Raw genomic sequence first — 25,287 nt, 5'->3', positions numbered from 1 at the left:
TAGGGAAATGAAAATGTATACAAAATCAGAGGGGTTGTTAGATTGATGGGGAAAAATCTGAAGATGCCACATACGTATGCGTTATTGCTGTTTTTAGTAACTCTTGCCTGTGTCATGACATATCTGATACCGGCCGGTGAATACGACCGGGAGAAAGTGGACGGCAGGCAGCAGGTCATCAGTGATTCGTTTCATAACGTAGCGCAGCAGCCAGTCAGCCCGATAGAAATATTCAGAGCGGTGCCGACAGGCCTCGTGGAAGCGGCTGAAATTGTCTTCTATATCTTTATCGTCGGAGGTGCGTTCGGTATCATCCATAGGACCGATGCCATCAATGCCGGTGTCAATGCGATGATGAAGAAAGTCGGCAGGCAGGGGAATATGCTGATACCGGTCACGATGATTGTCTTCAGCATACTGGGATTCTCAATCGGATTAAGTGAAGAAGCAATTGTCTTTGTGCCGATCGGTATTCTGCTTGCCAAAGCACTAGGATATGATGCGATGGTCGGAACAGCAATGATTATACTGGGCAGCGGTATCGGTTTCCTAGGAGGCATGATTAATCCATTTACGGTCGGTGTTGCGCAGAAGATTGCTGAAATTCCGCTGTTCTCAGGTATCTTCTTCCGAACGATTGTTTATCTGCTTGTACTGGCATCAGGGATTGCCTACGTACTTTATTATGGTAAGAAGGTTAAGGCTGATAAAAAGTATAGCCTGATTACGCCTGAGATGAGAGCGGCCAATGACGAACGATTTGAGGAACAGATCAAGGATATGAGTGCTTTTACAGCAAGACATGCACTGATTTTATTATGTCTTACCCTTGCTGTCATCGTAAATGTTTACGGTATTTTTAAATATGAATGGTTCCTTATGCAGATGAGCGCGAACTTTCTGATCATGGGTATTATCGCCGGCTTCATCGGCGGCTTGGGTGGCAACGGTACATTTGATGCCTTGATAGAGGGGATGAAAGATATCCTGTATGGTGCGATTATTGTCGGATTTGCCCGCGCTATCGTACTGGTTCTGGAATCAGGCAAGATTATTGATACGATCGTCTATCATATGACAGCAGTCATTGATCATCTGCCGGCAGCATTTTCAGTTATTGCCATGTTTGTGACACAGCTGTTCCTGAACTTCTTTATTCCATCAGGTTCAGGTCAGGCGATGACCACCATGCCGATTATGGTACCGATATCAGATTTACTCGGTATTAATCGCCAACTTGCTGTCCTCGCCTTCCAGTATGGTGATGCCATCAGCAATAATATTATCCCGACATCCGCATCACTGATGGGCGCACTCGCCGTGGCCCGCATTCCTTATACCACGTGGATTAAGTTCGTCTGGAAGATCATTGTACTATGGGCAGTCATCTGCATGGTGGCGATGATTATTTATATGAATATATAGATGAATCAGAGACTGGATGTAGTCTCTGATTTTTTTGTCGTTGGAGTAGGGATAGGATCCGGTGGAACGGCCCGATGTTAGTGTTGACAGGTAGGGATCCACTGATGTGTTGTGACTATTCAGTATTGATGGCCACAGTCTCGGCCGTACAAAGGTGTTGACGGCATTGTGTTCGCTTCGCGCCGCGACCGGAGATTACATGGAATCAGAACCTTACTGCGTTTATCAGCCGAAGAAATGAATCAGACATCAAAGAGAGAAGCAGATGTCGGCACTTGCTTTCTTTTAAAGCATCCCATTCGGTTCAACCAATGAGATTAAAATTTATACTAACGTTTAAAAGATAGTTGTACTTTATCTTTCATTATACTATAGTATATGACAAGATAGTCATCTGCTATTTTTTGCGCTACTATCTTTCGTTATAAATGAGTAGGAGGTGCTGAACTGTGGCGGTGCATGATCAGATGATGAAAGGTCTTCTGGACGGAGCTATCCTGGGTCTGATATCACAGGGAGAGACTTACGGTTACGAAATCATTGAACGGCTGAAGCACAATGAGTTTCCTGAGGTCAGTGACGGCAGTATTTATCCCGTGCTGCTCAGGCTGGATAAGAAAGGTTATGTCAGTACCCGGATGGTGAAGTCAGACAACGGTGGACCGAAACGGAAGTATTACACCATAACTGAAGTGGGAATGTCAGAGCTAACAGTTTTCAAGAAAAAATGGGTGGAACTGAATCTCGGAATGAACAATTTAATGAGGAGTGTTGGAGATGCTGAGTGAGAAATCAGAACAGTTTCTGATGAGCCTGAGACTGGAATTATTAAAGCGTGGTAAGAAAGAGGACGAAATTGAAGAAGTGGTTGACGAATTGAGGGACCATCTGCATGAGGCTGAACAACGGGGCGAGAATGTCGATGACGTGACAGGTGGTTCAGTCAATCACTACATCAAGACAATTTCAAAAGAGATGGCTTTTGATAAAAGGATAATCAAGATGGTTATCGGGGCATTATTCGCGATAGTTGCCTTTTTCCTGATCCCGAGGATGGTATCAGGCCAGCTGGACCTGTCGATGTATCGTATTATTTTTTATGGTTTACTGACCTTCGTATTGTTACCACTTGAGCTGTGGGTGCTGATTGAGATGCTGAAGAAATACGGCAATTCGAAAAAAGGGTATATCGCGCCTATCCTTGTCGCCCTGGGCGGATTCCTGATTATTCTGGCCGGTGAATTTCTGCTCAGAGAATATGATGGCGAGTCAGTGATTGTCATGGAGGCGAGTACCATATTCTGGTTGGGTGTCATACTGTCCGTCGTCTTCATCCTCGTCTGCCTCTATTTCTATCAGTGGTTCTATATCGGTGTACTTGTCTACCTTGTGCTGCCTGACTTATTTGCGAATACGATGACAGATGCAGCACCGGGAAGCAAGGAATACATCAACGTCTCAACAGCAATCACGCTGATATTGACCGTACTGGCATTAGTCGGCGCACTGGCGTTTTATGCGAGATATAAGAAGAATAGTTGATATATTGACCCGCTTTCTATAAGTACTGGGTGAGTCGTAAAGATCGTAACAATTAGCCCGCATAAAGACCCCCTTACTATTTCCAGTAGTAAGGGGGTTATGTTATGGAGCTGAACCTGTCGTTAAAGTTACTGCCATTTATCTGCACTGAATGAGCAAAAACAAAAGAATGATTTCTTCAGATCTAATAGGAAACTAAAAGTTTGGATGAGTTCATCTCAGAATTTTCTCTCTCATCCTCGCATCCGGCAGCTCGCATTTCTGTTTCTTCAGCCGGTGACGATTGCGCGCTACGAAATGATAAAGACCGTCTCTGATTTTTTTCGGTATAAGTTTCAGGAACTTCACTTTGACGTTCAGATCCAGCAGGATTTCTATCACTGCATCACTGTAGAGATATTCACGGTTATTCTTTGAGTAGATGACACTGTCGATCTGTGAAAATCTGTCATCCAATCGTTCCTCTGCTGTCCCTGATTTTAAGGAGGCGAAGTAGAGCTGGTCTTTCTTATCCAGTTTAATAAGTAGTCTGACGAAGCTGTTGCAGATCAGACAGTTATCATCAAAAAATATAATATTCATGTTATATCCTCTCCCTCTGTCATTATCTCACTTTATCTCACTGAGCTATAATGTATTGCCTATCGGATGCTATAATGACAGTAAATGAAAGGAGTGATAGCCACTTGGAAAGTGATGGCATATTTAACGATGATTTTAGATGGTTATATTGCGACAACTGACGACAGGATTGACTGGCTGGAAGCGTATGTCCTGATTCTAGAAGAGCAGCAGGACACAGCTAGTATTTCGTACATGCTGGATTATATGAGTGACTGAGTTATTTCGATGATTTAAAGCTGTAATCAGAGGAGGAATGAAAATGAAGATCGGTTTTATTGGTACGGGTGTGATGGGTGCGAGTATGGCGAAGTTTCTTGAGGGCGAGTTATATGTATTCAATCGTACGAAATTAAAAGCGCAGGAGTTGATTGAGGATGGCGCCGTTTGGTGTGAAAATCCTCGCGAGGTGGCTGAGCAGGCAGAAGTGATCTTCACCATGCTTGGTTATCCGGACGATGTTCGACAGATGTATCTCGGCGAAGATGGACTGATTGAGTACGGGCGACAGGGGCAGGTGCTGATTGACTGTACGACTTCAAGTCCGGAGCTTGCGTCTGAGATTGCACGTGCTGCTGAAGAGAAAGGGATCTTTGTGCTTGATGCGCCGGTCAGCGGTGGAGATGTCGGAGCGCAGAACGGCACACTGTCGACAATGGTCGGTGGTGCGCAGGAAGTTTTTTACCGGGTTGAACCGCTTCTTCAGAGCTTCAGTAACAGTGTTTCTTACTTTGGACCTGCAGGCAGTGGACAACATACTAAGATGGCCAATCAGATAGCGATTGCTTCTGGTATGATCGGGGTGGCTGAGAGTCTTTATTATGCGAAGTCTGCTGGACTGGATGTCGAACGTGTGCTTGAAACAATTTCAAAAGGCGCTGCCGGCAGCTGGTCGTTATCGAACTTAGCGCCGCGTATGCTGTCTGGTGATTTTAAGCCGGGGTTCTATACCCATCATTTCCTGAAGGATATGAAGATAGTGCTTGGTGAAGCAGAGAAAATGGGAATTCAGCTGCCTGGTCTTCAGCTTGCCTATGAACTTTATAATGACCTGTCCGATGAACAGAAAAAGAATGACGGTACGCAGACGATCATCAACCGATATATTTGAACTGAGCGAGCAGCTCAGTTTTTTTATGGCTGATAAAGAGCGTTTAATGTCCATACCCCCTTATATTATCTCGAACATCATCTCATCTCCTGTTTTTCTTCAAATTTCACTATTTTCAAGCAGATTCTGATAAACGTTCTCTTTTTCATCAGAATCTGCAGCCGTTTTATCTTCATTTGGTCTTTTTCTGCTTTTTTACAATTTTTTCTTTCTCTTTTATAGTGAAAGTATGAGAAGAGAGGTGAAATATGCTTGCTGCCATTGTCGGAAGTTTTATCGGTTCTTTTATGCTCTGTCTGACCTATAGCCAGGATTCTCTGTTCAGGCGTTCCTGCTGCGAGAGTTGCCGGCATGATCTCCGGTGGTTTGAACTGGTGCCCGTTATCAGCTATCTCGTTCAGCGGGGCCGCTGTAATCATTGTCACGCTTCAATCCCTTTTTTTATCGTGCTCACTGAACTGCTATTCGCCACACTCTTTTTGGTTTTTATCTCTACAGGGCAGGCGGTCGCTTTATCAGCGGCTTTTATTTCTTTCCTGATTCCACTCGCCATCTATGATATTCACCATTTTAAAGTGCCCGATCATATGCTGCTGCTTCTCGGCTGTCTGCTGCTTTTCATCCAGTTTAATCTGCTATTCGACTTTTCTCACATGTTCCGTGCGGTTCTCATGATTATTCTGCTTCATCTTTTTTACCTGCTGACACGCAGCATTGGTTACGGTGATATCAAGCTGTTCTCGCTTTTTGCTCTTTTTCTGCCTACGCCTTATTTCCTGCTTATCTTTATGCTCACTTATTTTATCGGCGGTATCGCTGTTATCTTCTTTCTCTCTTACAAGACAGACCTGAAGAAAGTGCCGTTGATTCCCTTTATCACAGTCAGTACACTTCTTGTGCTCAAGTTCTACGATGAGTTCTATACTATCTACTTTGGAGGATTTATCTGATGCTAGCAATGTTAAAACAGGACCAGCCACGTGAACGTCTGATGACTTATGGTGCCGAGCAGCTTACCAATCAAGAGCTTCTGGCCATTATCATCAATACCGGCAGCAAGGACGAATCAGTGCTTGAAGTAGCGAATAAGCTACTGGTATCTATGGGCAATATCCGTGACATGCGTTATCTGACGCTGCAGGAGCTGCGCGATATCAGAGGAATAGGTGAAAAGAAGGCAGTGACGATGCTCGCGATGATTGAGCTCGCCGTCCGTATGCATACGCATTCACTGGAAGACCGGGTGAAAATCAAGTCGCCGCAATGTGTGGCGGACCTTCTGATGGAACGGATGCGTTATTTCACCCAGGAGCATTTTATTGCAATTTACCTGAATACGAAAAATGTTGTCATTCATGAGCAGGTCATCTTCAAAGGTTCGCTCAATGCATCCATCGTCCATCCGCGAGAAGTGTTCAGAGAAGCGGTGAGAAGGTCAGCGGCGAATATCATCGTCTGTCATAACCACCCGTCAGGTGACCCGACGCCGTCTGTCGAGGATGTCGAGGCGACGAAGCGGCTGATCAACTGCGGCACATTATTCGGCATTGAGTTACTGGATCATATCATCATCGGTGACGGCGTGTTTGTCAGCATCAAGGAGAAAGGTCTGTTGTAAATTTTTTGTAAAGTATTTCGGAAAACGAAAAAAAGTATTGCTACGGTCAATATTTTGAATTATGATAATATTGAAAATACGAAAAGGAGGAGATTACAATGCGTAACAGCAATCAGCATTTTTTATTACAAGTTAATCTATCCTCCTCATATTCGTCACACTGAAATGGACGTGGGGGAGTCTCTCTTCCATTGTTAAGCACATGCTTTCCAGCAGGGGAGGTATGTGCTTTTTTGTGTTCGCTATGAGGAATTCAAGGGGGGAATTTTGATGTTCGATGTACTATTTAAGTTAGGCTGGTTCTTCAAGCAGGAGCGGAAACGCTATATTGGAGCAGTTATCCTTCTGCTGATTGCCAATGTCACTGAAGTTCTGCCGCCGTGGCTCATCGGTAAGACGATTGACCTGATCACGGACAGAGAACTGACGAAGACTGTTTTTTATGAAATACTCGCTGTTTTCGGGGTTCTGATTGTGGTTGGTTACTTCATCCATTATGCCTGGCGTTACCTGCTGTTCAATGGTTCACAGCTGCTGGAGAGTCTGATGCGGCGTAAGCTGATGGCGAAGTTCCTGTCCATGAGTCCGAGTTACTATGAGAAGAACCGGACGGGTGACTTGATGGCCCGTGCCACCAATGACCTGAGTGCTATTCGGCAGACGGTCGGCTTCGGGATACTCACGCTGATTGATAGTACGACGTTTCTGATAACCATTATTCTGATGATGGGTTTCCTGGTGTCATGGAAACTGACAATCCTTGCGATGCTGCCACTGCCGTTACTCGCTATTATCGAGCAGCGTCTCGGGAAGATGATACATAAGCGCTATACGGTCAGTCAGGATGCATTCGGCGATATGAATGATGATGTTCTGGAATCGATTGAAGGCATCCGTGTGACACGTGCGTTTGCTCAGGAGGATAATCTTAACCGTCGTTTCACTCGGATGACGACAGATGTCGTTGATAAGTTTATGGCCGTTGAACGTCTCGATGCGCTCTTCAAGCCGCTGACGATTATCGTGACGATGGTCAGCTTTATCATTGCGCTGGGTTACGGTAGTATACTGGTCAACCGTGGTGAGATCACTATCGGTGAACTGATTGCGTTCAATGTCTACCTGAACATGATGGTCTGGCCGATGTTTGCGATCGGTCTTCTGTTCAATATCATGCAGCGAGGGAATGCCTCGCTTGACCGTGTGAGAGAAGTGCTTGACGCAGAGGATATGATGGAGGATTCAGTGGACACGCTCGTCGCACCGGATCACCATGTGTCGTTCGATGCGGTCAATTTCAGATATCCGACGAGCGAACAGGTCAATCTGAAGGCTGTCACTATTGAGCTCGGTGTAGGGCAGACACTCGGAATAGTCGGTCCGACGGGAAGCGGAAAGACGACATTGATCCGTCAGATTCTGAAGGAATATCCCGTCGGGGAAGGTCATATCACGATCGGAGGTCTCAATATTCAGCAGCTGTCGAAACATCAGGTACGCGAGAAGATCGGTTATGTCTCACAGGAGAACATTCTATTCTCACGCTCCGTGCGAGAGAATATTCTGTTCGGTCGTCCGGATGCGACGGAGGCGGAGCTTGCGCACGCCATTGAACTCGCAAACTTCACTGAAGATGTGAAGCGTCTGCCGCAAGGCCTTGATACACTGGTCGGTGAGAAAGGGATCGCCATTTCCGGCGGTCAGAAGCAGCGGATCTCCATCGCGCGTGCCATGATCAAAAATCCGGCTATTCTGATTCTGGATGATTCACTCTCGGCAGTTGATGCGAAGACAGAGACAGCGATTATCGAGCACATCCAGCAGTCAAGACAGGGTAAGACCACCCTCATTTCAACCCACCGTCTATCAGCTGTCCGGCACGCGGATCTGATTGTGGTTCTGGATAGCGGGGAAATCGTTCAGCAGGGGACGCATCAGGCGCTGATTCAACAGAGCGGCTGGTATCTGGATCAGTTCAATCGCCAGCAGCTTAGGAAGGAGGAGATGTAATGTCGATTACACAGCGTTTATTTCAGGAAGCTCTGCGCTACAGGAGATTATTTATCATCGGCTTTATCTTTCTGTTCGGTGCAGTCATCGCGGAATTGATCGGTCCGGTCATTGCCATGAAGATCATTGATGACCATGTTCGGATCGCAGACGGTGCGATTGACATAGCACCGATTCTACAGCTCCTCGCTGTCTATGCAGTTGTAGCTCTTTTCAATGCGGTATTCAGCTACTATCAGACACTTTATTTTCAGAATGCAGGGTCGAATGTCATCATGCATCTGCGTAATAAGCTGTTCAATCAGATGCAGCAGCTGCCGATCAGGTACTTTGACACATTGCCGGCCGGCAAAGTCGTCGCACGGATCACGAACGACACACAGACGATCCTTGAGCTTTTCACCGTGTTGCTGCCGACCTATCTGTCAGGTTTCGTGAATATCATTGCAATCATCATCGCGATATTCTTCTTCAACTGGAAAGTCGGTATCGCAGCTTTTCTTGTTGTGCCTATGCTGATTGCCTGGCTTGCGCTCTACCGGAGACTGTCGGAGCAGTATAACCGCGTCACACGTGAGAAGAACAGTGATATGAATGCTATGCTGAATGAATCCATCAACGGCATGACCATTATTCAGGCGTTCAATCAGGAGGCCAAGATTCAGCAGGAGTTCAATGCGCTGAATGAAGATTATCTGCGCAATTATTCACGTATCATTCAGCTGGATTCACTGACGAGTCATAATTTGATGGGGACGATTCGTTCCTTGATCTTCGCTGTCATGATCTATGTCTTCGGTTCAACATTCTTAAGCGGAGAAGGTGCACTGACTGCAGGTATGATGTATGTGCTTGTGGAATATCTGACCCGACTCTTCAATCCGATGTATAATCTGGTCAATAACTTGAGTGTGCTGGAGCAGGCAAGGGTATCGGCTGACCGCGTCTATGAGATGATGGATGAACCGGCTGAAATCACTGAGAAGAGTGAAGTCAGCCAGCTGGACGGAGATGTGGTATTCGAAGATGTCTCATTCGCCTACAAAGACCATGAATATGTGCTGAAAAATATTGATATCCATGCGCGCCGCGGTGAGACCGTCGCCCTTGTCGGTCACACTGGGTCTGGAAAGAGTTCCATCATGAATCTGCTGTTCAGGTTCTATGATCCGACTAAGGGACGCATCCTCATGGACGGAGTTGATTCCAGAACGGTGACAAAAGCATCACTTCGTCGTCATATGGGCATTGTGCTGCAGGATCCCTACTTGTACAGCGGTACGATTCTAAGCAATATCACGTTAGATGATGATAAGATCAGCCGCGAACGGGCAATAGCCGCACTGGATGCGGTGGGAGGTGACCGGGTGCTGGATGGTCTTGAACTTGGTATCGACTCACCCGTCATTGAGAAGGGGAATACGTTGTCGAGCGGCCAGCGTCAGCTGATATCTTTCGCGCGTGCCCTGGCCTTTGATCCCGCCATACTGATACTGGACGAAGCGACTGCCAGCATTGACTCAGAGACGGAATCCATCATTCAGCAGGCTATGGATGTACTGAAAGAGGGCCGGACGACATTTATCATCGCTCATCGCCTTTCCACCATTAAAAATGCAGACCAGATCATTGTACTGGACAAAGGACAGATCGTAGAGCGGGGTAATCACCGTGACCTTATCACACTGGGTGGTCAGTATGCGAAGATGTATCAGCTGCAGTCTGCCCAAAACTAACTGAATCATGTTATATTAAAGGTGATTGCCGGCCGGCAATTACCTTTTTTCTGAGGAGTTTATATGCGAAAACTACTATTATTAATTCTACTGCTTATGTGTCTTGCGGGCTGTCAGCGTCAGTATCAGTCCGTAAAGGAAATGAAGTCCTTTGAATATAAGAAACTGCCCGCCATTGATCTTGAGGGTCTGAAAGTCAGCCAGATGACACTCGAGGAAAAAATATATCAGATGCTGATTCTAGGATTCGATGGCACTGAAGTATCAGCGGAACTTGAAGATAGACTGGACCATAAACTGGGCGGTGTGATTCTCTTCAGCCGTAACATCAGTTCAGCAGAACAGGTGCTGAAGCTCAATCAGCAGATCGCTGACGTTCAGCGCGATATCCCGCCTTTTATCGGTGTGGATCAGGAAGGGGGCAGCGTCAACCGTCTCCCTGCAGAGATGGGAAACACACCGCCTGCTTTTTTGATGGCTCAGTCAGGTGATAAAGGTTATGTCTATCAGGCGGGCAGCTGGAACGGCCGGATGCTGAAGCAGTTAGGCTTCAACCTGGACTTCTCGACCGTACTTGATATATGGACGAACCCGGCGAACAAGGTGATCGGTGACCGCAGCTTCGGCACAACACCTGAAGCGGTGACGGCATACGCCCGTGCATTTAACAGGGGCATCCAGTCAGAAGGCATTGTGACAGTAGGCAAACACTTCCCGGGTCACGGGGATACACTGCTTGACTCACATCACGCGCTGCCTGTCAGTCATGCAGATATGAAGCGGCTTGACAAAGTGGAGCTGGTGCCGTTCAGGAAGCTGAAGGATGAAGTTGATATGATGATGGTGTCCCATATCGTGCTGTCAGAGCTGGATGATAAGCCGAGTTCACTGTCACGTGCTGTGACGACGGGCCTGCTCCAGCAGCAGCTGGGTTTTCACGACGTCGTTATTACGGATGATATGGCGATGGGGGCGATTGCTAATGGTTACGGCCAGGCGGAGGCTGCTGTGATGGCCATTCAGGCAGGGAATACGATGGTGCTGATCGGCTCGAATATCAGAGATGCGGATCAGCTGGTCGGTGCAATCGCTGCCAAGGTACACAGCGGTGACATCAAGGCTTCTCAAATTGATGAAAATGTCCAAAAAATTCTTCGGTTGAAATCAAAATATGCTATTCTGTAACTAATAGTCAAAAACTTGTAATGAGGTGTTAAGGTTGCCCGATTTTTATAAACGCAACAAACTCGTATTCCTGCTGTTCGGCATTATTATCTTTATCATGCTGGTCGGTTTATCGCTGAGGGAACGGACGACTTCAGTGCCGGAACAGATCGTCGGCGATTCGACAGCAGTCGGTCAGCGCATCGTCAGCTATCCCATGCTTTTTATCGGCCAGAATCTAAGCAATCTGGTCCATATGTGGGATGCTGCTGAGGAGAATAAAGAGCTGCGCTCCAAGATCCGAGGTTTCACGCAGCTTGAAGCGGATAACTACCGCCTCGAGAAAGAGAATGCTGAACTGAGAAATATGCTGAAAACTGAAAGTATCGCGAGTTACGATCCTGAGATTGCGACAATTATCGCACGTAATATGGATGGCTGGATGAATACATTCATCATCAATAAGGGGCGCACATCCGGTGTCAAAGAGAATATGGCTGTCATAACAAATGAGGGTCTTGTCGGCCGTATTAAAAAAGCGCATCAGTATTCCAGTCAGGTCGAACTGATTTCGTCCAGTGCGAAGTCCAGCAAGATTAGCGTCACCCTGCAGAATAACGGCAGTGAAGTCTTCGGTATGATCGATCAGTATGACGACAGCAAGAATCTGCTGGTCATTGATAACATCGAGAACAATATCAAGCTGAAAGTCGGCACCAGTGTTGTGACAAGTGGTCTCGGTGGCCAGTTCCCTAAAGGCATCATGATCGGTAAGGTCAAGAAAGTTGAAAACGACGAATTCGGACTCAGCCAGATCGCATATGTTGAGACTGCAGCCAGTCTTAAAGATCTGACACATGTCTACGTGGCGATGAAGAGTCAGGCAGCAGGTGGCTGGTGATGCAGTATTTAATCATTTCAGGAATGGCGGTCATTCTGTTTTATCTTGATACGCTGATCAACAGCCTGATGCCGCTTGGCCCCTTTTACTTTACAAGTCATCTCTTCCTGATTTATCTGCTTATTTTATCGGTCTACAAACATCCATCAGTCGCGCTGGTGCTCGGCACTGTCTTCGGTATCGCGTCAGATGTCTACTTTTCCACTATATACGGTATCTATACGTTCGGGTATATCGTCTGCACCATGCTGATGAGCAGACTCTTCAATGTCTTCTATAAAGATACTATGATGATGATCAGTCTGCTGATCGGCTTCGTGCTGCTGTTTGAGCTGCTGTTTTATGTCATATACCGCATTCTTTATTCATCGTCATCCGGCATCTTCTATTTTCTCTTTTATCATGGTCTGCCGTCAGTATTGATCAACTTTGTGCTGATCTTCGTTCTCTTTCCGACCGTGCTGAAATTTTTGAATCGGAGCACTTATTAATATTGACTTCAAGATTGTTAGATGTTATTATATTCAAGTTGAGTAGTTTATAGCTACATACAACCGCTCGGAATTAGGTTCAAGTGCGAAGGCCACCTATTAACGGCGTGACTTAAAATATATTAGGAGGTGCAAGTATGTTTGCTATTATCGAAACTGGTGGAAAACAATTAAAAGTAGAGCAAGGTCAGGAAATCTGGGTTGAAAAATTAAACGCAGAAGAAGGCGCTACATTTACTTTTGATAAAGTTCTTATGGTGGGTGGCGAAGCAGTTAAAGTCGGTTCACCTGTTGTTGAAGGTGCTACTGTTACAGCGAAAGTTGAAAAACACGGCCGCGGTAAAAAAATCACTGTCTTCAAATACAAAGCTAAAAAGAACTACAAACGTAAACAAGGTCATCGTCAGCCTTATACTAAATTAACAATCGAAGCAATCAACGCGTAATGATTACCATCACGGTTGCTGTAAATGATGATGGAAGAGTCACTGACTTCGAAATGACAGGTCACGCGGACTCAGCCCCACATGGACAGGATTTAGTCTGTGCCGGCGCTTCAGCTGTCGTCTTCGGCAGTATGAATGCGGTGCTCGGTCTGACAGATGAAAGACCGGATATTGATTACGCACACGATGGTGGATTTTTTAAAGCCCGTGTGATAGATTTGAATAACAACGAAGCACAGCTGATCATTCAGGCGATGATTGTCTCACTTGAGACAATTGAAGCGGAATACGGTCAGTTCATCAAACTAAATTATAAGTGAGGTGTAACTCATGTTAAAATTAAACTTACAGTTCTTCGCATCGAAAAAAGGGGTAGGTTCAACACGTAACGGTCGTGACTCAGAATCAAAACGTTTAGGTGCTAAACGTGCTGATGGTCAGTTCGTAACAGGTGGTTCAATTTTATACCGTCAACGCGGTACTAAAATCTTCCCTGGTGAAAACGTAGGACGTGGCGGCGATGACACTTTATTCGCTAAAATCGACGGCGTTGTAAAATTCGAGCGTTTCGGACGCGACAAAAAGAAGGTTTCAGTATACGCTGAAGCTAAATAATGAAGATATGAGCACTAGACACAGTTCTAGTGCTTTTCTTTTTTCTATGGTGTTCGTCCCAGATAGACAGACGTGTTATAATAGTATTGAGGTGATGGTATGAATGAACTGGCTATCTATTTAAGAGCGAAACATGATATCAGCAATCAGCTGCAGCTCCTCAGCATCTACTGTGAACTTGAGGATCATGATAAAGTGAGCGATATAGTGGAGCGCTGGAGCGACAAACTGCAGCGTGAACAGCGCTTTATTCAGCTCTCATGGCATAGCTTCGTCGAGACAGTTATCCGGCACAAGCTGACGAGTGACTTTCGCTTTGACTTTCATATTGAAACATCAGGCCGCGGCGAGGAAGATGGCTGGATTGCGGCACAGTTCACAGACTGGCTCACTGAAGTCCAGGGCACAGAAATACTGATAGAGATTACGGAACAGGCCCATCATTATATCTTTACATTCAAGGTTGATGGCGTGCCGACCGAATATAAAATAAGCAAAAAAAGAGGTGTTTAAATGTTTGTCGATCAGGTCAAAATTAATTTAAAGGCGGGTGACGGCGGTAATGGTATCGTCGCCTATCGCCGCGAAAAATATGTTCCACTTGGCGGACCAGCAGGGGGAGACGGTGGTAAAGGGGCCTCTGTGGTATTTGAAGTAGATGAGGGTTTAAGGACGCTTCTTGACTTCCGTTTCCAGCGTATGTTCAAGGCAGAAAAGGGTGAGAATGGGCAGTCCAGCAATATGCACGGGCGAGGTGCAAAGGATTTAATTCTGAAAGTACCGCCAGGCACCATCATTAAAAATGCTGAAACTGGAGAAGTTATCGCTGACCTCGTGCTGCATGAGCAGCAGGCTGTTGTCGCTAAAGGGGGCCGAGGCGGTCGTGGAAACTCAAGGTTTGCCTCCCCGTCCAACCCGGCTCCTGAATTCTCTGAGAACGGTGAACCCGGTGAGGAACTGGAGGTCATTCTGGAACTGAAATTAATGGCGGATGTCGGTCTTGTCGGTTTCCCGAGCGTCGGAAAATCGACTTTACTCTCTATTGTATCAAAGGCGAAACCGAAGATCGGTGCCTATCATTTCACGACCATCAAACCTAATCTGGGTGTGGTGCAGACGAAAGATAACCGGAGCTTTGTCATGGCGGACCTGCCAGGGCTTATTGAGGGCGCATCGGAAGGTGTCGGCCTCGGCCATCAGTTCCTGCGTCATGTGGAGCGCACGCGTGTCATCATCCATATGATTGATATGGGACGCACTGACGGTCGTGATCCTTATGAGGATTATGTCACGATCAACAAAGAGCTGAAGAACTATAACGATAAGCTCGCGAAACGTCCGCAGATCGTTGTAGCGAACAAGATGGATATGCTGGGTGCTGAAGATAACCTCGCACTCTTCAAGGAAGAAGTTGGTGAAGAGCTTGAGATTATCGAGCTGAGTGCTGCGACTTACCAGAATATCGATCAGCTGCTCTACCGCGTTGCGGATTTACTGGACGAGACCCAGGATATGAACTTCGATATCGATGAAGAAGAGACAGGTATTCACCGTGTACTTTACAAGCACGAGAAATCTGCCGATCACTTCGAAATCTCGCGTGATGATGACGGTGCATATGTCGTCAGCGGTAATACGATTGAGCGGATGTTCAAGATGACAGACTTCAACCGTGATGCAGCAGTCAGACGTTTCGCGCGTCAGATGCGTACCATGGGCATTGATGATGCCTTGCGTGCGCGCGGTGCGAAGAATGGCGACATCGTCCGCATACTTGGCGGCGAATTTGAGTTCGTAGAGTAGGTGCCATGATGAGTGACGGACAGAAATACTACTTAATCAGAGAAGATGTCCTGCCGGAATCAGTCAAGAAAACACTGAAAGTCAAGAAGCTGCTTGAGCGTGAACCTCAGATTTCAATATTTGAGGCAGTGAAGCAGTACGACTTATCACGCAGTGCCTACTATAAGTTCAAAGATACTATCTTTCCTGTGGAAGATCAGACGAGAGAACGCAACATCAGCCTGCTTCTCCACGTTGATGATAATGTCGGTCTGCTGTACCGGGTGTTAGAAGAGATTGCGGCGGAAAATGGATCTGTTCTGACGATTCATCAGAGCCTGCCGATCATGGAGAAAGCGACTGTCACGGTCTCTCTGAATGCCACTCATATGGTTCTAACCATTAATGAACTGCTGGACAAGCTGAAGGAGATTGACGGTGTCAATCAGGTTCAGCTGCTCGGCATGAATATGTAGGAGGAGTTATGTACGCATATTTAATAGGGCAACTGACCCAGATCACACCGACGCACGTAGTCATGGATATCGGTGGCGTCGGCTACGAATGTCACACGCCTAATCCATACCGTCTGCAGCAATATCTGAACAAGGAAACGAAGCTTTTCACTCAGCTTATTGTCCGGGAAGATGCACACACGCTGTATGGTTTCCATACGGCAGAAGAGAAGAGTCTTTTTCTGTCACTGAATAAAGTGACGGGTATCGGACCGAAGTCAGCGCTCGCTATTCTTGCAACCAGTACGCCGGAAGAAATCAGACGGGCGGTTGAAGAGGAGAATGAAACTTATCTCATCAAATTCCCGGGCATCGGTAAGAAGACTGCGCGTCAGATCATCCTTGATTTAAAAGGAAAACTCGTCATCACAGATGAGACGGCGTTGTTTGAGGCGTTCACGGATGACAGTGCTGTTACCGAGGCACTCCTGGCACTGGAAGCACTGGGCTACTCTAAACGAGAGCTGACAAAAGTTGAGAAAGTACTGAAGGCTGAAAATATCGACCAGGTCGATGATAATATTAAACGAGGCTTACAGATTTTAGTCTCATAAGGAAGTGGCAATATGGATGAACGTATGATGGATGACCATCTGATGGACAGAGAGGAAGCGCAGACAGAACTGAGTTTAAGACCGCTTTACCTCAGTCAGTACATCGGTCAGCCTAAGCTGAAGAACAATCTGGAAATTTTTATACAGGCAGCTAAGCTTCGCGGGGAAGCGCTGGACCATGTATTGTTATATGGTCCGCCAGGTCTCGGTAAGACGACGCTCGCCAATATTATTGCGAATGAAATGGATGTCAATATCCGTACAACATCAGGTCCTTCGATTGAGCGGCCTGGTGACCTTGCGGCTATTCTGTCATCGCTGAACGCAGGAGATGTGCTTTTCATCGATGAGATCCATCGTCTGTCACGGGTGGTAGAGGAGATTCTCTATCCGGCGATGGAGGACTTCTGTCTCGATATCGTCGTCGGTAAGGGTGAGGAAGCGCGCAGTATCCGCATTGATCTCCCTCCGTTCACACTTGTCGGCGCAACAACGCGGGCCGGCAGTCTGTCCGCTCCTCTGCGTGACCGCTTCGGTGTTCATTTAAGGCTTGATTATTATGATGAAGCTAATTTGAAGGAGATCATCACGCGTACTGCCAGTGTCTTCGAAACAGAGATTGATGACGACTCAGCCGGTGAGATTGCGAGCCGCAGCCGCGGCACACCCCGTATCGCGAATCGTCTGCTGCGCCGTGTGCGTGATTTCGCGCAGGTGCAGGGCGAGGCTGTCCTTCATATCGATATGACAAGACAATCACTTGATATGCTGCAGGTGGACAGGCATGGTCTGGATCATATCGACCACAAGATCATGACCACCATTATCGAACGTTATAACGGCGGTCCGGTCGGCTTGGATACAATTGCAGTCAGCATCGGTGAGGAACGTGTCACACTCGAGGATGTCTATGAGCCTTTTCTGATACAGAAAGGTTTCCTTGAGCGGACAACCCGCGGCCGGGCTGCGACGCCGTTCGCCTATGACCATTTTAATTATCCGTATAGCAATGAAAAGAGGAAATAACGTGAATGTAAATGACTTTGATTTTGAATTACCGGAGGAACTGATTGCGCAGACACCACTCCTGGACCGCGCATCAAGTCGGCTGATGACATTGAATAAAGAGACAGGCGATATCAGCCACACGCACTTCTCTGATATTGTGAGTTATCTGAATCCAGGGGATACCCTTGTCTTGAATGACACAAAAGTAATGCCGGCACGATTATATGGTATTAAAGAAGAAACGGGTGCAAAAGTGGAGATGCTGCTGCTGACGCAGCTTGAAGACAATGACTGGGAGGTTCTGATCAAGCCTGCTAAACGTGTCGCAGTCGGCACAGTTGTCAGCTTTGGCGACGGCAGACTGCAGGCTGTATGTAAGGAATTACTGCCGCAGGGCGGACGAGTGATGACACTGCAGTATACAGGTATTCTGCAGGAACGTCTGGAGGAGTTGGGTGAGATGCCACTGCCGCCCTATATCAAGGAGCAGCTGGAGGATCAGTCGCGTTATCAGACTGTCTATGCTAAAGCGGTCGGTTCAGCCGCTGCACCGACTGCAGGTCTGCATTTCACCGAGAAGCTGCTGGAAGAAATATCAGCTAAAGGCGTAAACGTCACCTATATTACACTGCACGTCGGTCTCGGTACCTTCAGACCGGTCAGTGTGGATAAGATAGAAGACCACGATATGCACAGTGAGTACTATGAGATGTCACAGAAGACAGCAGATATCCTCAATCAGACCAGAAAGAATGGCAAACGTATCATAACGGTCGGTACGACCTCGACCCGTACACTTGAAACCATCGCTTCACGTGACGGGGAATTCACTGAGACGTCCGGCTGGACAGATATCTTCATCTATCCTGGTTATGAGTTCAAAGGAATAGATGCAATGATCACAAACTTCCACCTGCCGAAGTCAACACTGATGATGCTGATCTCAAGTCTTGCATCTAGAGAAATTATCTTAAATGCATATGCAGAAGCTGTGAAGGAGAAATACCGTTTCTTCAGTTTCGGCGATGCGATGTTTATTTATTAAAGGAGAAGATTATGTCAGCAGTAACCTATGAACACATCAAAACATGTAAACAATCAGGCGCAAGACTTGGTATCGTCCATACGCCCCACGGCTCATTTGAGACACCGATGTTCATGCCGGTCGGCACTCAGGCAACCGTCAAGACTGTCAGCCCTGAGGAGCTGCATGCGATGAACGCAAAGATCATCTTAAGTAATACCTATCATCTCTGGCTGCGTCCAGGTAATGAGGTGATTCGCGAGGCCGGCGGGCTGCACAAATTTATGAACTGGGACGGACCGATTCTGACGGATTCAGGCGGCTTCCAGGTCTTCAGTCTGAGCGATATGCGTAAGATCGAAGAGGAAGGTGTCCATTTCAGACATCACCTGAACGGTTCAAAATTATTTCTGAGCCCCGAAAAAGCGATGCACATCCAGAATGACTTAGGCTCTGATATCATGATGGCGTTCGATGAATGTCCGCCGATGCCAGCTGAATACCAATATGTCAAAGACTCGATTGAGAGAACGTCTCGCTGGGCTGAACGCTGTCTGGAAGCTCATAACCGGCCGGAAGATCAGGCACTGTTCGGCATCATTCAGGGCGGGGAATATGAAGAACTACGTACACAGAGTGCGAAGGATCTCGTATCACTTGACTTCCCGGGCTATGCGATCGGTGGACTGTCTGTCGGTGAACCGAAGCCGGTTATGTACCGTGTGCTTGAGCATACGACACCGCTTATGCCGTTCAACAAACCTCGCTATCTGATGGGTGTCGGTTCTCCCGATGCATTGATTGAAGGCGCTATCCGGGGCATCGATATGTTTGACTGCGTCCTGCCGACACGAATCGCACGAAACGGTACATGCATGACGTCCAAAGGGCGCGTCGTAGTAAAGAATGCGAAATACGAGCGTGATTTCACACCGCTTGATGAGAACTGTGACTGTTATACATGCAGGAACTATACAAAAGCATATATCCGGCATCTGATTAAAGCAGATGAGACCTTTGGTATTCGTCTGACATCGATTCATAATCTGCATTTTCTGCTGAATATGATGGAGCAGGTCAGAGATGCCATACGTAATGACAGACTGCTGGATTTCAAAGAGGAATTCTTCGAGAGCTATGGTCTGAATGTTGAAAACCCGAAAAACTTCTAGGAGGACATGATGAACGATACTTTACAGTTTATAGTGGTGAATATACTACCTTTATTTGTGATTGTCGCTGTAGCCTATTTTGCGATGATTCGTCCGCAGCAGAAACGCACACAGAAACAGAACGAAATGATCAGTCAACTGCAAAAAGGAGACCGCGTTGTAACGGTCGGGGGTCTCCATGGTACAGTCAGAAGTACTGATGCCAAGACGGTGACTCTGATGGTCGGCCGCAATCAGGAACTGACTTTTGATAAATTAGCTATCCGCGATAAACGTCCTTCTTGATTTGTGATATGATGATGACAGTATTTAGTTTTGATTCATTATGAATGAGGTGAAAGTGTGAAAAAGAGAAGTAGAATTGTTGCCTTTCTGCTGATCACTGTGCTGTTATTCAGTCTGATCGGCGGTACGGCTGAAAAGCTGATGAAGAATGTCAATCTCGGTCTGGACCTGCAGGGGGGATTTGAAGTACTTTACCAGGTTAAGCCGCTTGAAAAAGGCGATAAAATCGATGAGGAAGCGGTCAAAGCGACCAGTAAAACGCTGGAATCCCGTGTTAATGTGCTCGGCGTATCTGAACCTAAGATTCAGATAGAGGAAGGCAACCGGATTCGAGTGCAGCTGGCGGGTGTCAAGAACCAGAACGAAGCCCGTAAGATACTCTCGACCAGTGCCAACTTAACGATTCGTGATGCAGACGACAAGCTTCTGCTGTCAGGTAAAGACCTGGTTCAGGGCGGAGCGAAGCAAGGCTTCAAGCAGGATACGAATGAAGCAGCTGTCTCTCTCAAGCTGAAGTCAGCAAGCAAGTTCAGGGAAGTCACTGAGAAAGTCTCCAAAATGAATCCGAATGTCATGGTCATCTGGATGGACTTTGAAGAGGGCAAGGACAGCTATCAAAAAGAACTTGAACGCGTACAGCAGGGTAAAGAACCTAAATATGTCAGCGCTGCTTCAGTTGACCAGCCGATCAATTCGGAGAACGTTGAAATATCCGGTGGCTTCGCTGGTCAGGACGGTCTTCTCCGCGCCAAGCAGATTGCTGACCTTCTGAACTCAGGTTCCCTGCCGGTCAAACTGGATGAGGTCTATTCAACATCAGTGGGTGCCCAGTTCGGTCAGGATGCACTTCATAAGACACTGCTCGCTTCGGCGGTCGGTGTGGGTCTGATTTTTCTCTTTATGCTGTTCTATTACAGACTGCCGGGTCTGATTGCAGTGATTACACTGTCAGCCTATATCTATCTGACAGTGCTTGCTTTCAATATGATTCATGGTGTGCTGACATTACCAGGTATCGCAGCCCTTGTGCTTGGTGTCGGCATGGCGGTTGATGCCAATATCATCATGTACGAACGGATAAAGGATGAACTGAGAATCGGGCGAAGTCTGAAACAGGCTTACCATAAAGGGTCACAGTCTTCTTTCCTGACTATCTTTGATGCGAATATCACCACAGTGCTTGCAGCGCTGGTGCTCTTTGTCTTTGGTGTCAGCAGTGTCAAAGGTTTCGCGACGATGCTGTTACTCGCCATCCTGATGAGTTTCATCACGTCAGTCTTCTTCACCCGATTCCTGTTATCCCTGATCGTCAATTCTAACTTCTTCAATAAGAACTTCAATCTGTTCGGTATGAGCCATAGGAACCGCCATGAGCTGAGTGAAGGTCTGGATATTCATGATCTGCATACACCGTGGGACAGAATTAACTTTGTCAGACTGGCGAAACCATTACTTGGACTTGCCCTTGCTTCCATCGCACTCGGCAGCATTGCCTTAGCCGTACTCGGTCTCAATCTGGGCATCGACTTCACGCAGGGCTCTCGTGTGGACGTGAAAAGCGAGCAGGTGATTAATGCTGAGATGCTGCAAAAAGATCTGGAGACAGAGCATCTGCCTGAAGGCACTGTCACGTTATCCGGTTCAGATAATAAGACAGCGGTTGTCCAGTATAAGGAACCGCTCTCTAAAAATGAGATTAGTGATGTGAAGTCTATAATCAAGGATAAATATGGTTTTGAACCGAACGTCAATACAGTGTCTCCAGTCATCGGCAAGGAGCTTGCGAAGAATGCTATGCTCGCAACACTGATTGCGTCACTCGGCATCATTCTCTATGTAACGATCCGTTTTGAATGGCGCATGGGTCTGACATCAGTGCTTGCGTTATTACATGATGCATTCCTGATCATTGCAGTCTTCAGTCTGATTCGTCTGGAAGTGGATATGACATTTATAGCCGCGGTACTGACAATCATCGGTTATTCAATCAATGATACCATCGTGACGTTTGACCGTGTGCGTGAGAATCTTCATAAGATCAAGGTCATCACTTCACCTGAACAGATCGATAATATCGTCAACAGTTCAATCAGACAGACGATGACCCGTTCGATCAACACAGTGGCAACGGTTATCATCGTGGTAATCGCTCTGATCTTCCTGGGTGCGTCAAGCATCTTCAGCTTCTCGGTCGCGCTTCTGATCGGTCTTCTGTCAGGGGTGTTCAGTTCTATCTTCATCGCTGTGCCTTTATGGGGCATCCTGAAGAAACGTCAGCTGAAAGCTAACGGCGGACGTCTCACTGTCTACACAGAGAAACCTAAAAATGATGAGAAGATTTATGTTTAAGAGTTAAGGCAGGCCTGCCAAGGTCTGTCTTTTTTGTTTGTTTTCTTTTTTATTTATAAATGGGTATAATGAAACGGTTAGGAGGATGATGACGATGGCAAAACAATGGCTGCTCAAGCAGCAGGAAAAGGAACTGGATGAGGCACTTATCAAAGAGTTCAAGGTCTCACCGTTACTGAAAGAGGTGCTGGAAGCACGCGGCATCACTGAGCGTGACCACCTGGAGAAGTGGTTCAAGGAAAGCGCGCTTTTTGACCCGTTTCTGATGTTCAATATGGATATCGCGGTCCAGCGTATCCAGGAAGCGGTTGAAAATATGGAACCCATCATTGTCTATGGTGATTATGATGCGGATGGTGTCACCAGTGTGACGATACTGATGGCTGCGCTTGAAGAGATAGGGGCCATGGCAGATTTCTATATACCTAACCGCTTTACTGAAGGATATGGACCTAATGAAGCGGCTTTCCGGTCTTTCGCTGATGACGGGGTAGGCCTCATCATCACAGTGGATAACGGTGTGAAGGGCCATCACGAGGTTGAAGTGGCCAAGTCTCTCGGTATGGATGTCATCATCACGGATCATCACGAGATCGGCGACATCTTACCTGATGCCTATGCAGTCCTCCATCCTGCTCATCCAGAAGGTGACTATCCATGTCCTCATCTCGCCGGTGCAGGTGTCAGTCTGAAGCTTGCCACTGCGCTGATGGGACGGGCAGAACCTGAGCTGATCGGTATGGCTGCAATAGGTACGGTCAGCGACCTTGTGCCTTTGACCGGTGAGAACCGCTGGCTTGTCAAGAAGGGGCTTGACGCCCTTAATCAGGCGTTACCGGTAGGTGTCAGAGCATTGCTTGCAGTTGCAGGCCATCAGGGAGATGTGACTGAGGAGACGATCGGATTTATGATCGGTCCCCGGCTGAATGCAGTCGGCCGCCTGGAAGATGCAAGACCTGCTGCAGAATTACTGATGGAGCAGGATTCTGACTATGCAGCAGAGCTGGCACAGCATGTGGATGCCTATAACATTGAGCGTAAGAGCGTCGTTGAGACCATAACAGAGGAAGCCATGGTACAGGCCGCAGATAAAGTCGCGCAAGGGATGAACTTTCTGGTCATCAGCGGACATAACTGGAATGAAGGGGTCCTCGGCATCGTTGCCTCTAAAATAGTGGAGCGATTCTACCGTCCGACTATTGTGCTTAATCTGACAGCAGACTATGCGAAAGGATCAGCAAGAAGTATTGTTCAGGTGTCGATGTATGATTATCTGGAGACAGAAACGGAGTTGCTGACAAAGTTCGGCGGTCATCATATGGCAGCCGGTCTCACCATGCCGCAGAGCAATGTTGAACTCCTTGAACAGCGGCTGAACGATAGAATCGAAGAACAAGAGGAGCTGCAACCGGTCATCGAAGTGGATGCGGAAGTGGACTTTGCTGATGTGACCGCTGACTTCATCAGGCAGCTTGACCAGCTGCGGCCATTCGGCACAGGAAATCCTCAGCCGGTTTTCAAACTCAGTAATGTGAAAATCACTCAGAATAAGGCGATCGGCCAGCAGGGCGCTCATATGAAGATGACTCTGAACGACAGTCTGACCGCCCTGAAATGGTCTGCGGGAGGCTGGGTTCATGACTTCCCCGCTGAAACAGTCGTAGATGTCTGCGGGAAATTCCAGCTGAATGAATGGAATGGTCATGTGACACCGCAGATGCTGCTGGAAGATGTGAAGACGGATGACATTCGCTATATCGATTACCGCAATCAGCATGCGAACCGTTTTGCATTTCTGAAGAACGAAGACGTCATTTATCTGATCAACTCGGATCGTCCAAAGCAGTCCGGAGCCTACTTTTTCTATGGCGATAATATATCCGGTCATGATAAAATTGTACTGAGAGATCTGCCAGTGGATATGACGGCATTCTTCGAGACGATGAAGTCGGCGACCGCCAAACAGATCTATATCATCTTTTACGAACCGGCACAGGTCTATTTTGACGGGATGCCGAGTCTCGATAAGTTCAGACAGCTCTATAAAATCATCATTCGACAGCCGATTAACCTTGTGAACCAGGGCATGTCCATCTGTCAGACGCTCGGCGTGACGCCTGATACGCTCATATTTATGATGGAAGTTCTTAAAGAGCGGCAGCTCGTCTTTGAAGCAGACGGTCTGTATAACGTCTATAAGGAAGCAGGTAAGGTGGAGATGCTGGCATCGCCTGTCTATCTGGAGCGTCATGCACAGCTTGAACGCGAACAGCAGCTGCTCTATTCTTCATTTGACAGCGTCAAAAAACTAATCAATGAAAAAATGTTCTAGTCACAGGAGGCTATTATGGATTTAAAACGGTATATTTCAGAAGTGCAGGACTGGCCGATTCCCGGCGTCAATTTCAAGGATATCACGACGATTATGGACAACGGCGAAGCCTATCGTTATGCGACCGATCAGATTGTCGAATATGCAAAGGATAAAAATGTCGATATCGTAGTGGGACCCGAAGCACGCGGCTTCATCATCGGTTGTCCGGTCAGCTACGCGATGGGTATCGGCTTTGCACCCGTCCGTAAAGAAGGCAAGCTGCCGCGTGAGGTCATCAAGTATTCCTATGATCTGGAGTATGGTTCAAATGTGCTGACGATGCATAAGGATGCGATTAAACCTGGTCAGCGCGTGCTGATTACTGACGATCTGCTGGCGACAGGGGGTACCATTGAAGCGACGATCAAACTGGTCGAGGAACTCGGCGGGGTGGTCGCAGGCATTGCCTTTATCATCGACCTGAAATATCTGAACGGCATGGACAGGCTGCACGGTTATGACGTTCTGTCACTCGTTTCATACGACGAAGAATAGTCCAGCTTAAGCTGGACTGTTCTTTTTCTTTTATTTCATTATGGTGAAA

General features: G+C 47.1%; 27 protein-coding genes and 1 other annotated feature. Of the genes, 26 read left to right on the top strand and 1 reads right to left on the bottom strand.

Annotated elements, in window-relative coordinates; all coding sequences use genetic code 11:
• The first annotated feature begins 45 nt into the window (after positions 1-45).
• From ERX40_RS04610 to ERX40_RS04600, 3 genes are all read left to right on the top strand, one after another.
• Complete coding sequence (locus ERX40_RS04610) at positions 46-1,425, top strand: YfcC family protein (protein ID WP_133417601.1); 1,380 nt, start codon at positions 46-48, stop codon at positions 1,423-1,425.
• 449 nt (positions 1,426-1,874) lie between these two features.
• A complete protein-coding gene (locus ERX40_RS04605) occupies positions 1,875-2,213 on the top strand; it encodes a PadR family transcriptional regulator (protein WP_133417319.1) in 339 nt (112 codons plus the stop codon).
• A complete protein-coding gene (locus ERX40_RS04600) occupies positions 2,203-2,967 on the top strand; it encodes a hypothetical protein (RefSeq protein ID WP_133417318.1) in 765 nt (254 codons plus the stop codon). Before ERX40_RS04605 ends, ERX40_RS04600 begins: the two co-directional genes overlap by 11 nt.
• A gap of 213 nt (positions 2,968-3,180) precedes the next feature.
• Here the strand turns inward: ERX40_RS04600 and ERX40_RS04595 are convergent, their stop codons facing one another.
• Complete coding sequence (locus ERX40_RS04595; protein WP_133417317.1) at positions 3,181-3,549, bottom strand: thiol-disulfide oxidoreductase DCC family protein; 369 nt, start codon at positions 3,547-3,549, stop codon at positions 3,181-3,183.
• A 114-nt stretch (positions 3,550-3,663) separates the two neighbouring features.
• On the opposite strand from ERX40_RS04595, the gene ERX40_RS11215 reads away from it, so the two are divergent.
• The 23 genes from ERX40_RS11215 (at position 3,664) to ERX40_RS04485 (ending at position 25,238) form a co-directional block, all read left to right on the top strand.
• The gene (locus ERX40_RS11215) at positions 3,664-3,807 is read left to right on the top strand and encodes a hypothetical protein (RefSeq protein ID WP_165980660.1); all 144 of its coding nucleotides are present in this window, start codon (positions 3,664-3,666) and stop codon (positions 3,805-3,807) included.
• 43 nt (positions 3,808-3,850) lie between these two features.
• Complete coding sequence (locus ERX40_RS04590) at positions 3,851-4,699, top strand: NAD(P)-dependent oxidoreductase (protein WP_424960717.1); 849 nt, start codon at positions 3,851-3,853, stop codon at positions 4,697-4,699.
• Between the two features lie 296 nt (positions 4,700-4,995).
• On the top strand, positions 4,996-5,649 hold the full coding sequence (locus ERX40_RS04585) for a prepilin peptidase (protein WP_424960721.1): 654 nt from the start codon (positions 4,996-4,998) through the stop codon (positions 5,647-5,649).
• Positions 5,649-6,317 carry a RadC family protein gene (gene radC, locus ERX40_RS04580; RefSeq protein WP_133417314.1) on the top strand — a complete coding sequence of 223 codons (669 nt, stop codon included), beginning with the start codon at positions 5,649-5,651 and terminating at the stop codon, positions 6,315-6,317. The genes ERX40_RS04585 and radC overlap by 1 nt, the downstream gene beginning before the upstream one ends.
• 270 nt (positions 6,318-6,587) lie before the next feature.
• Positions 6,588-8,327 carry an ABC transporter ATP-binding protein gene (locus ERX40_RS04575; protein ID WP_133417313.1) on the top strand — a complete coding sequence of 580 codons (1,740 nt, stop codon included), beginning with the start codon at positions 6,588-6,590 and terminating at the stop codon, positions 8,325-8,327.
• Positions 8,327-10,063: an ABC transporter ATP-binding protein gene (locus ERX40_RS04570; protein ID WP_133417312.1), complete on the top strand. Its 1,737-nt coding sequence runs from the start codon at positions 8,327-8,329 to the stop codon at positions 10,061-10,063. The genes ERX40_RS04575 and ERX40_RS04570 overlap by 1 nt, the downstream gene beginning before the upstream one ends.
• Before the next feature lie 63 nt (positions 10,064-10,126).
• Positions 10,127-11,248 carry a beta-N-acetylhexosaminidase gene (gene nagZ, locus ERX40_RS04565; protein ID WP_133417311.1) on the top strand — a complete coding sequence of 374 codons (1,122 nt, stop codon included), beginning with the start codon at positions 10,127-10,129 and terminating at the stop codon, positions 11,246-11,248.
• 34 nt (positions 11,249-11,282) lie between these two features.
• Positions 11,283-12,128, top strand: a complete 846-nt coding sequence (gene mreC / locus ERX40_RS04560; RefSeq protein ID WP_133417310.1) for a rod shape-determining protein MreC — start codon at positions 11,283-11,285, stop codon at positions 12,126-12,128.
• Positions 12,128-12,619, top strand: coding sequence for a rod shape-determining protein MreD (mreD, locus tag ERX40_RS04555; RefSeq protein ID WP_133417309.1), 492 nt, complete (start codon positions 12,128-12,130; stop codon positions 12,617-12,619). Before mreC ends, mreD begins: the two co-directional genes overlap by 1 nt.
• A gap of 51 nt (positions 12,620-12,670) precedes the next feature.
• Positions 12,671-12,742: a sequence feature (ribosomal protein L21 leader region), on the top strand.
• A 14-nt stretch (positions 12,743-12,756) separates the two neighbouring features.
• Positions 12,757-13,065, top strand: a complete 309-nt coding sequence (gene rplU / locus ERX40_RS04550) for a 50S ribosomal protein L21 (RefSeq protein ID WP_133417308.1) — start codon at positions 12,757-12,759, stop codon at positions 13,063-13,065.
• Positions 13,065-13,385, top strand: a complete 321-nt coding sequence (locus ERX40_RS04545) for a ribosomal-processing cysteine protease Prp (protein ID WP_133417307.1) — start codon at positions 13,065-13,067, stop codon at positions 13,383-13,385. The genes rplU and ERX40_RS04545 overlap by 1 nt, the downstream gene beginning before the upstream one ends.
• A gap of 10 nt (positions 13,386-13,395) precedes the next feature.
• On the top strand, positions 13,396-13,680 hold the full coding sequence (gene rpmA, locus ERX40_RS04540) for a 50S ribosomal protein L27 (RefSeq protein ID WP_133417306.1): 285 nt from the start codon (positions 13,396-13,398) through the stop codon (positions 13,678-13,680).
• A gap of 99 nt (positions 13,681-13,779) precedes the next feature.
• Positions 13,780-14,193, top strand: coding sequence for a Spo0B domain-containing protein (locus tag ERX40_RS04535; RefSeq protein WP_133417305.1), 414 nt, complete (start codon positions 13,780-13,782; stop codon positions 14,191-14,193).
• The gene (gene obgE, locus ERX40_RS04530) at positions 14,194-15,483 is read left to right on the top strand and encodes a GTPase ObgE (protein WP_133417304.1); all 1,290 of its coding nucleotides are present in this window, start codon (positions 14,194-14,196) and stop codon (positions 15,481-15,483) included.
• Between the two features lie 5 nt (positions 15,484-15,488).
• Positions 15,489-15,938, top strand: a complete 450-nt coding sequence (locus tag ERX40_RS04525; RefSeq protein WP_133417303.1) for an ACT domain-containing protein — start codon at positions 15,489-15,491, stop codon at positions 15,936-15,938.
• 8 nt (positions 15,939-15,946) lie between these two features.
• Positions 15,947-16,531, top strand: a complete 585-nt coding sequence (gene ruvA / locus ERX40_RS04520; RefSeq protein WP_133417302.1) for a Holliday junction branch migration protein RuvA — start codon at positions 15,947-15,949, stop codon at positions 16,529-16,531.
• Between the two features lie 12 nt (positions 16,532-16,543).
• Positions 16,544-17,557 (top strand): Holliday junction branch migration DNA helicase RuvB, encoded by a 1,014-nt coding sequence (gene ruvB / locus ERX40_RS04515; RefSeq protein ID WP_133417301.1) that lies wholly within the window; start codon positions 16,544-16,546, stop codon positions 17,555-17,557.
• Position 17,558: 1 nt separating this feature from the next.
• Positions 17,559-18,584 (top strand): tRNA preQ1(34) S-adenosylmethionine ribosyltransferase-isomerase QueA, encoded by a 1,026-nt coding sequence (gene queA / locus ERX40_RS04510; RefSeq protein ID WP_133417300.1) that lies wholly within the window; start codon positions 17,559-17,561, stop codon positions 18,582-18,584.
• A gap of 11 nt (positions 18,585-18,595) precedes the next feature.
• The gene (gene tgt / locus ERX40_RS04505) at positions 18,596-19,735 is read left to right on the top strand and encodes a tRNA guanosine(34) transglycosylase Tgt (RefSeq protein ID WP_133417299.1); all 1,140 of its coding nucleotides are present in this window, start codon (positions 18,596-18,598) and stop codon (positions 19,733-19,735) included.
• A 9-nt stretch (positions 19,736-19,744) separates the two neighbouring features.
• Positions 19,745-20,020: a preprotein translocase subunit YajC gene (gene yajC, locus ERX40_RS04500; protein WP_133417298.1), complete on the top strand. Its 276-nt coding sequence runs from the start codon at positions 19,745-19,747 to the stop codon at positions 20,018-20,020.
• Between the two features lie 57 nt (positions 20,021-20,077).
• A complete protein-coding gene (gene secDF, locus ERX40_RS04495) occupies positions 20,078-22,369 on the top strand; it encodes a protein translocase subunit SecDF (protein ID WP_133417297.1) in 2,292 nt (763 codons plus the stop codon).
• 94 nt (positions 22,370-22,463) lie between these two features.
• Positions 22,464-24,701, top strand: a complete 2,238-nt coding sequence (gene recJ, locus ERX40_RS04490) for a single-stranded-DNA-specific exonuclease RecJ (RefSeq protein WP_133417296.1) — start codon at positions 22,464-22,466, stop codon at positions 24,699-24,701.
• A 15-nt stretch (positions 24,702-24,716) separates the two neighbouring features.
• Positions 24,717-25,238, top strand: coding sequence for an adenine phosphoribosyltransferase (locus ERX40_RS04485; protein WP_133417295.1), 522 nt, complete (start codon positions 24,717-24,719; stop codon positions 25,236-25,238).
• The last annotated feature ends 49 nt before the right edge of the window (positions 25,239-25,287 follow it).

Source organism: Macrococcus carouselicus (genome assembly GCF_004359515.1).
Lineage (GTDB): Bacteria > Bacillota > Bacilli > Staphylococcales > Staphylococcaceae > Macrococcus > Macrococcus carouselicus.
Note: the sequence above shows the minus strand (reverse complement) of the source record. Positions and strands in the feature narration are given on the sequence as shown.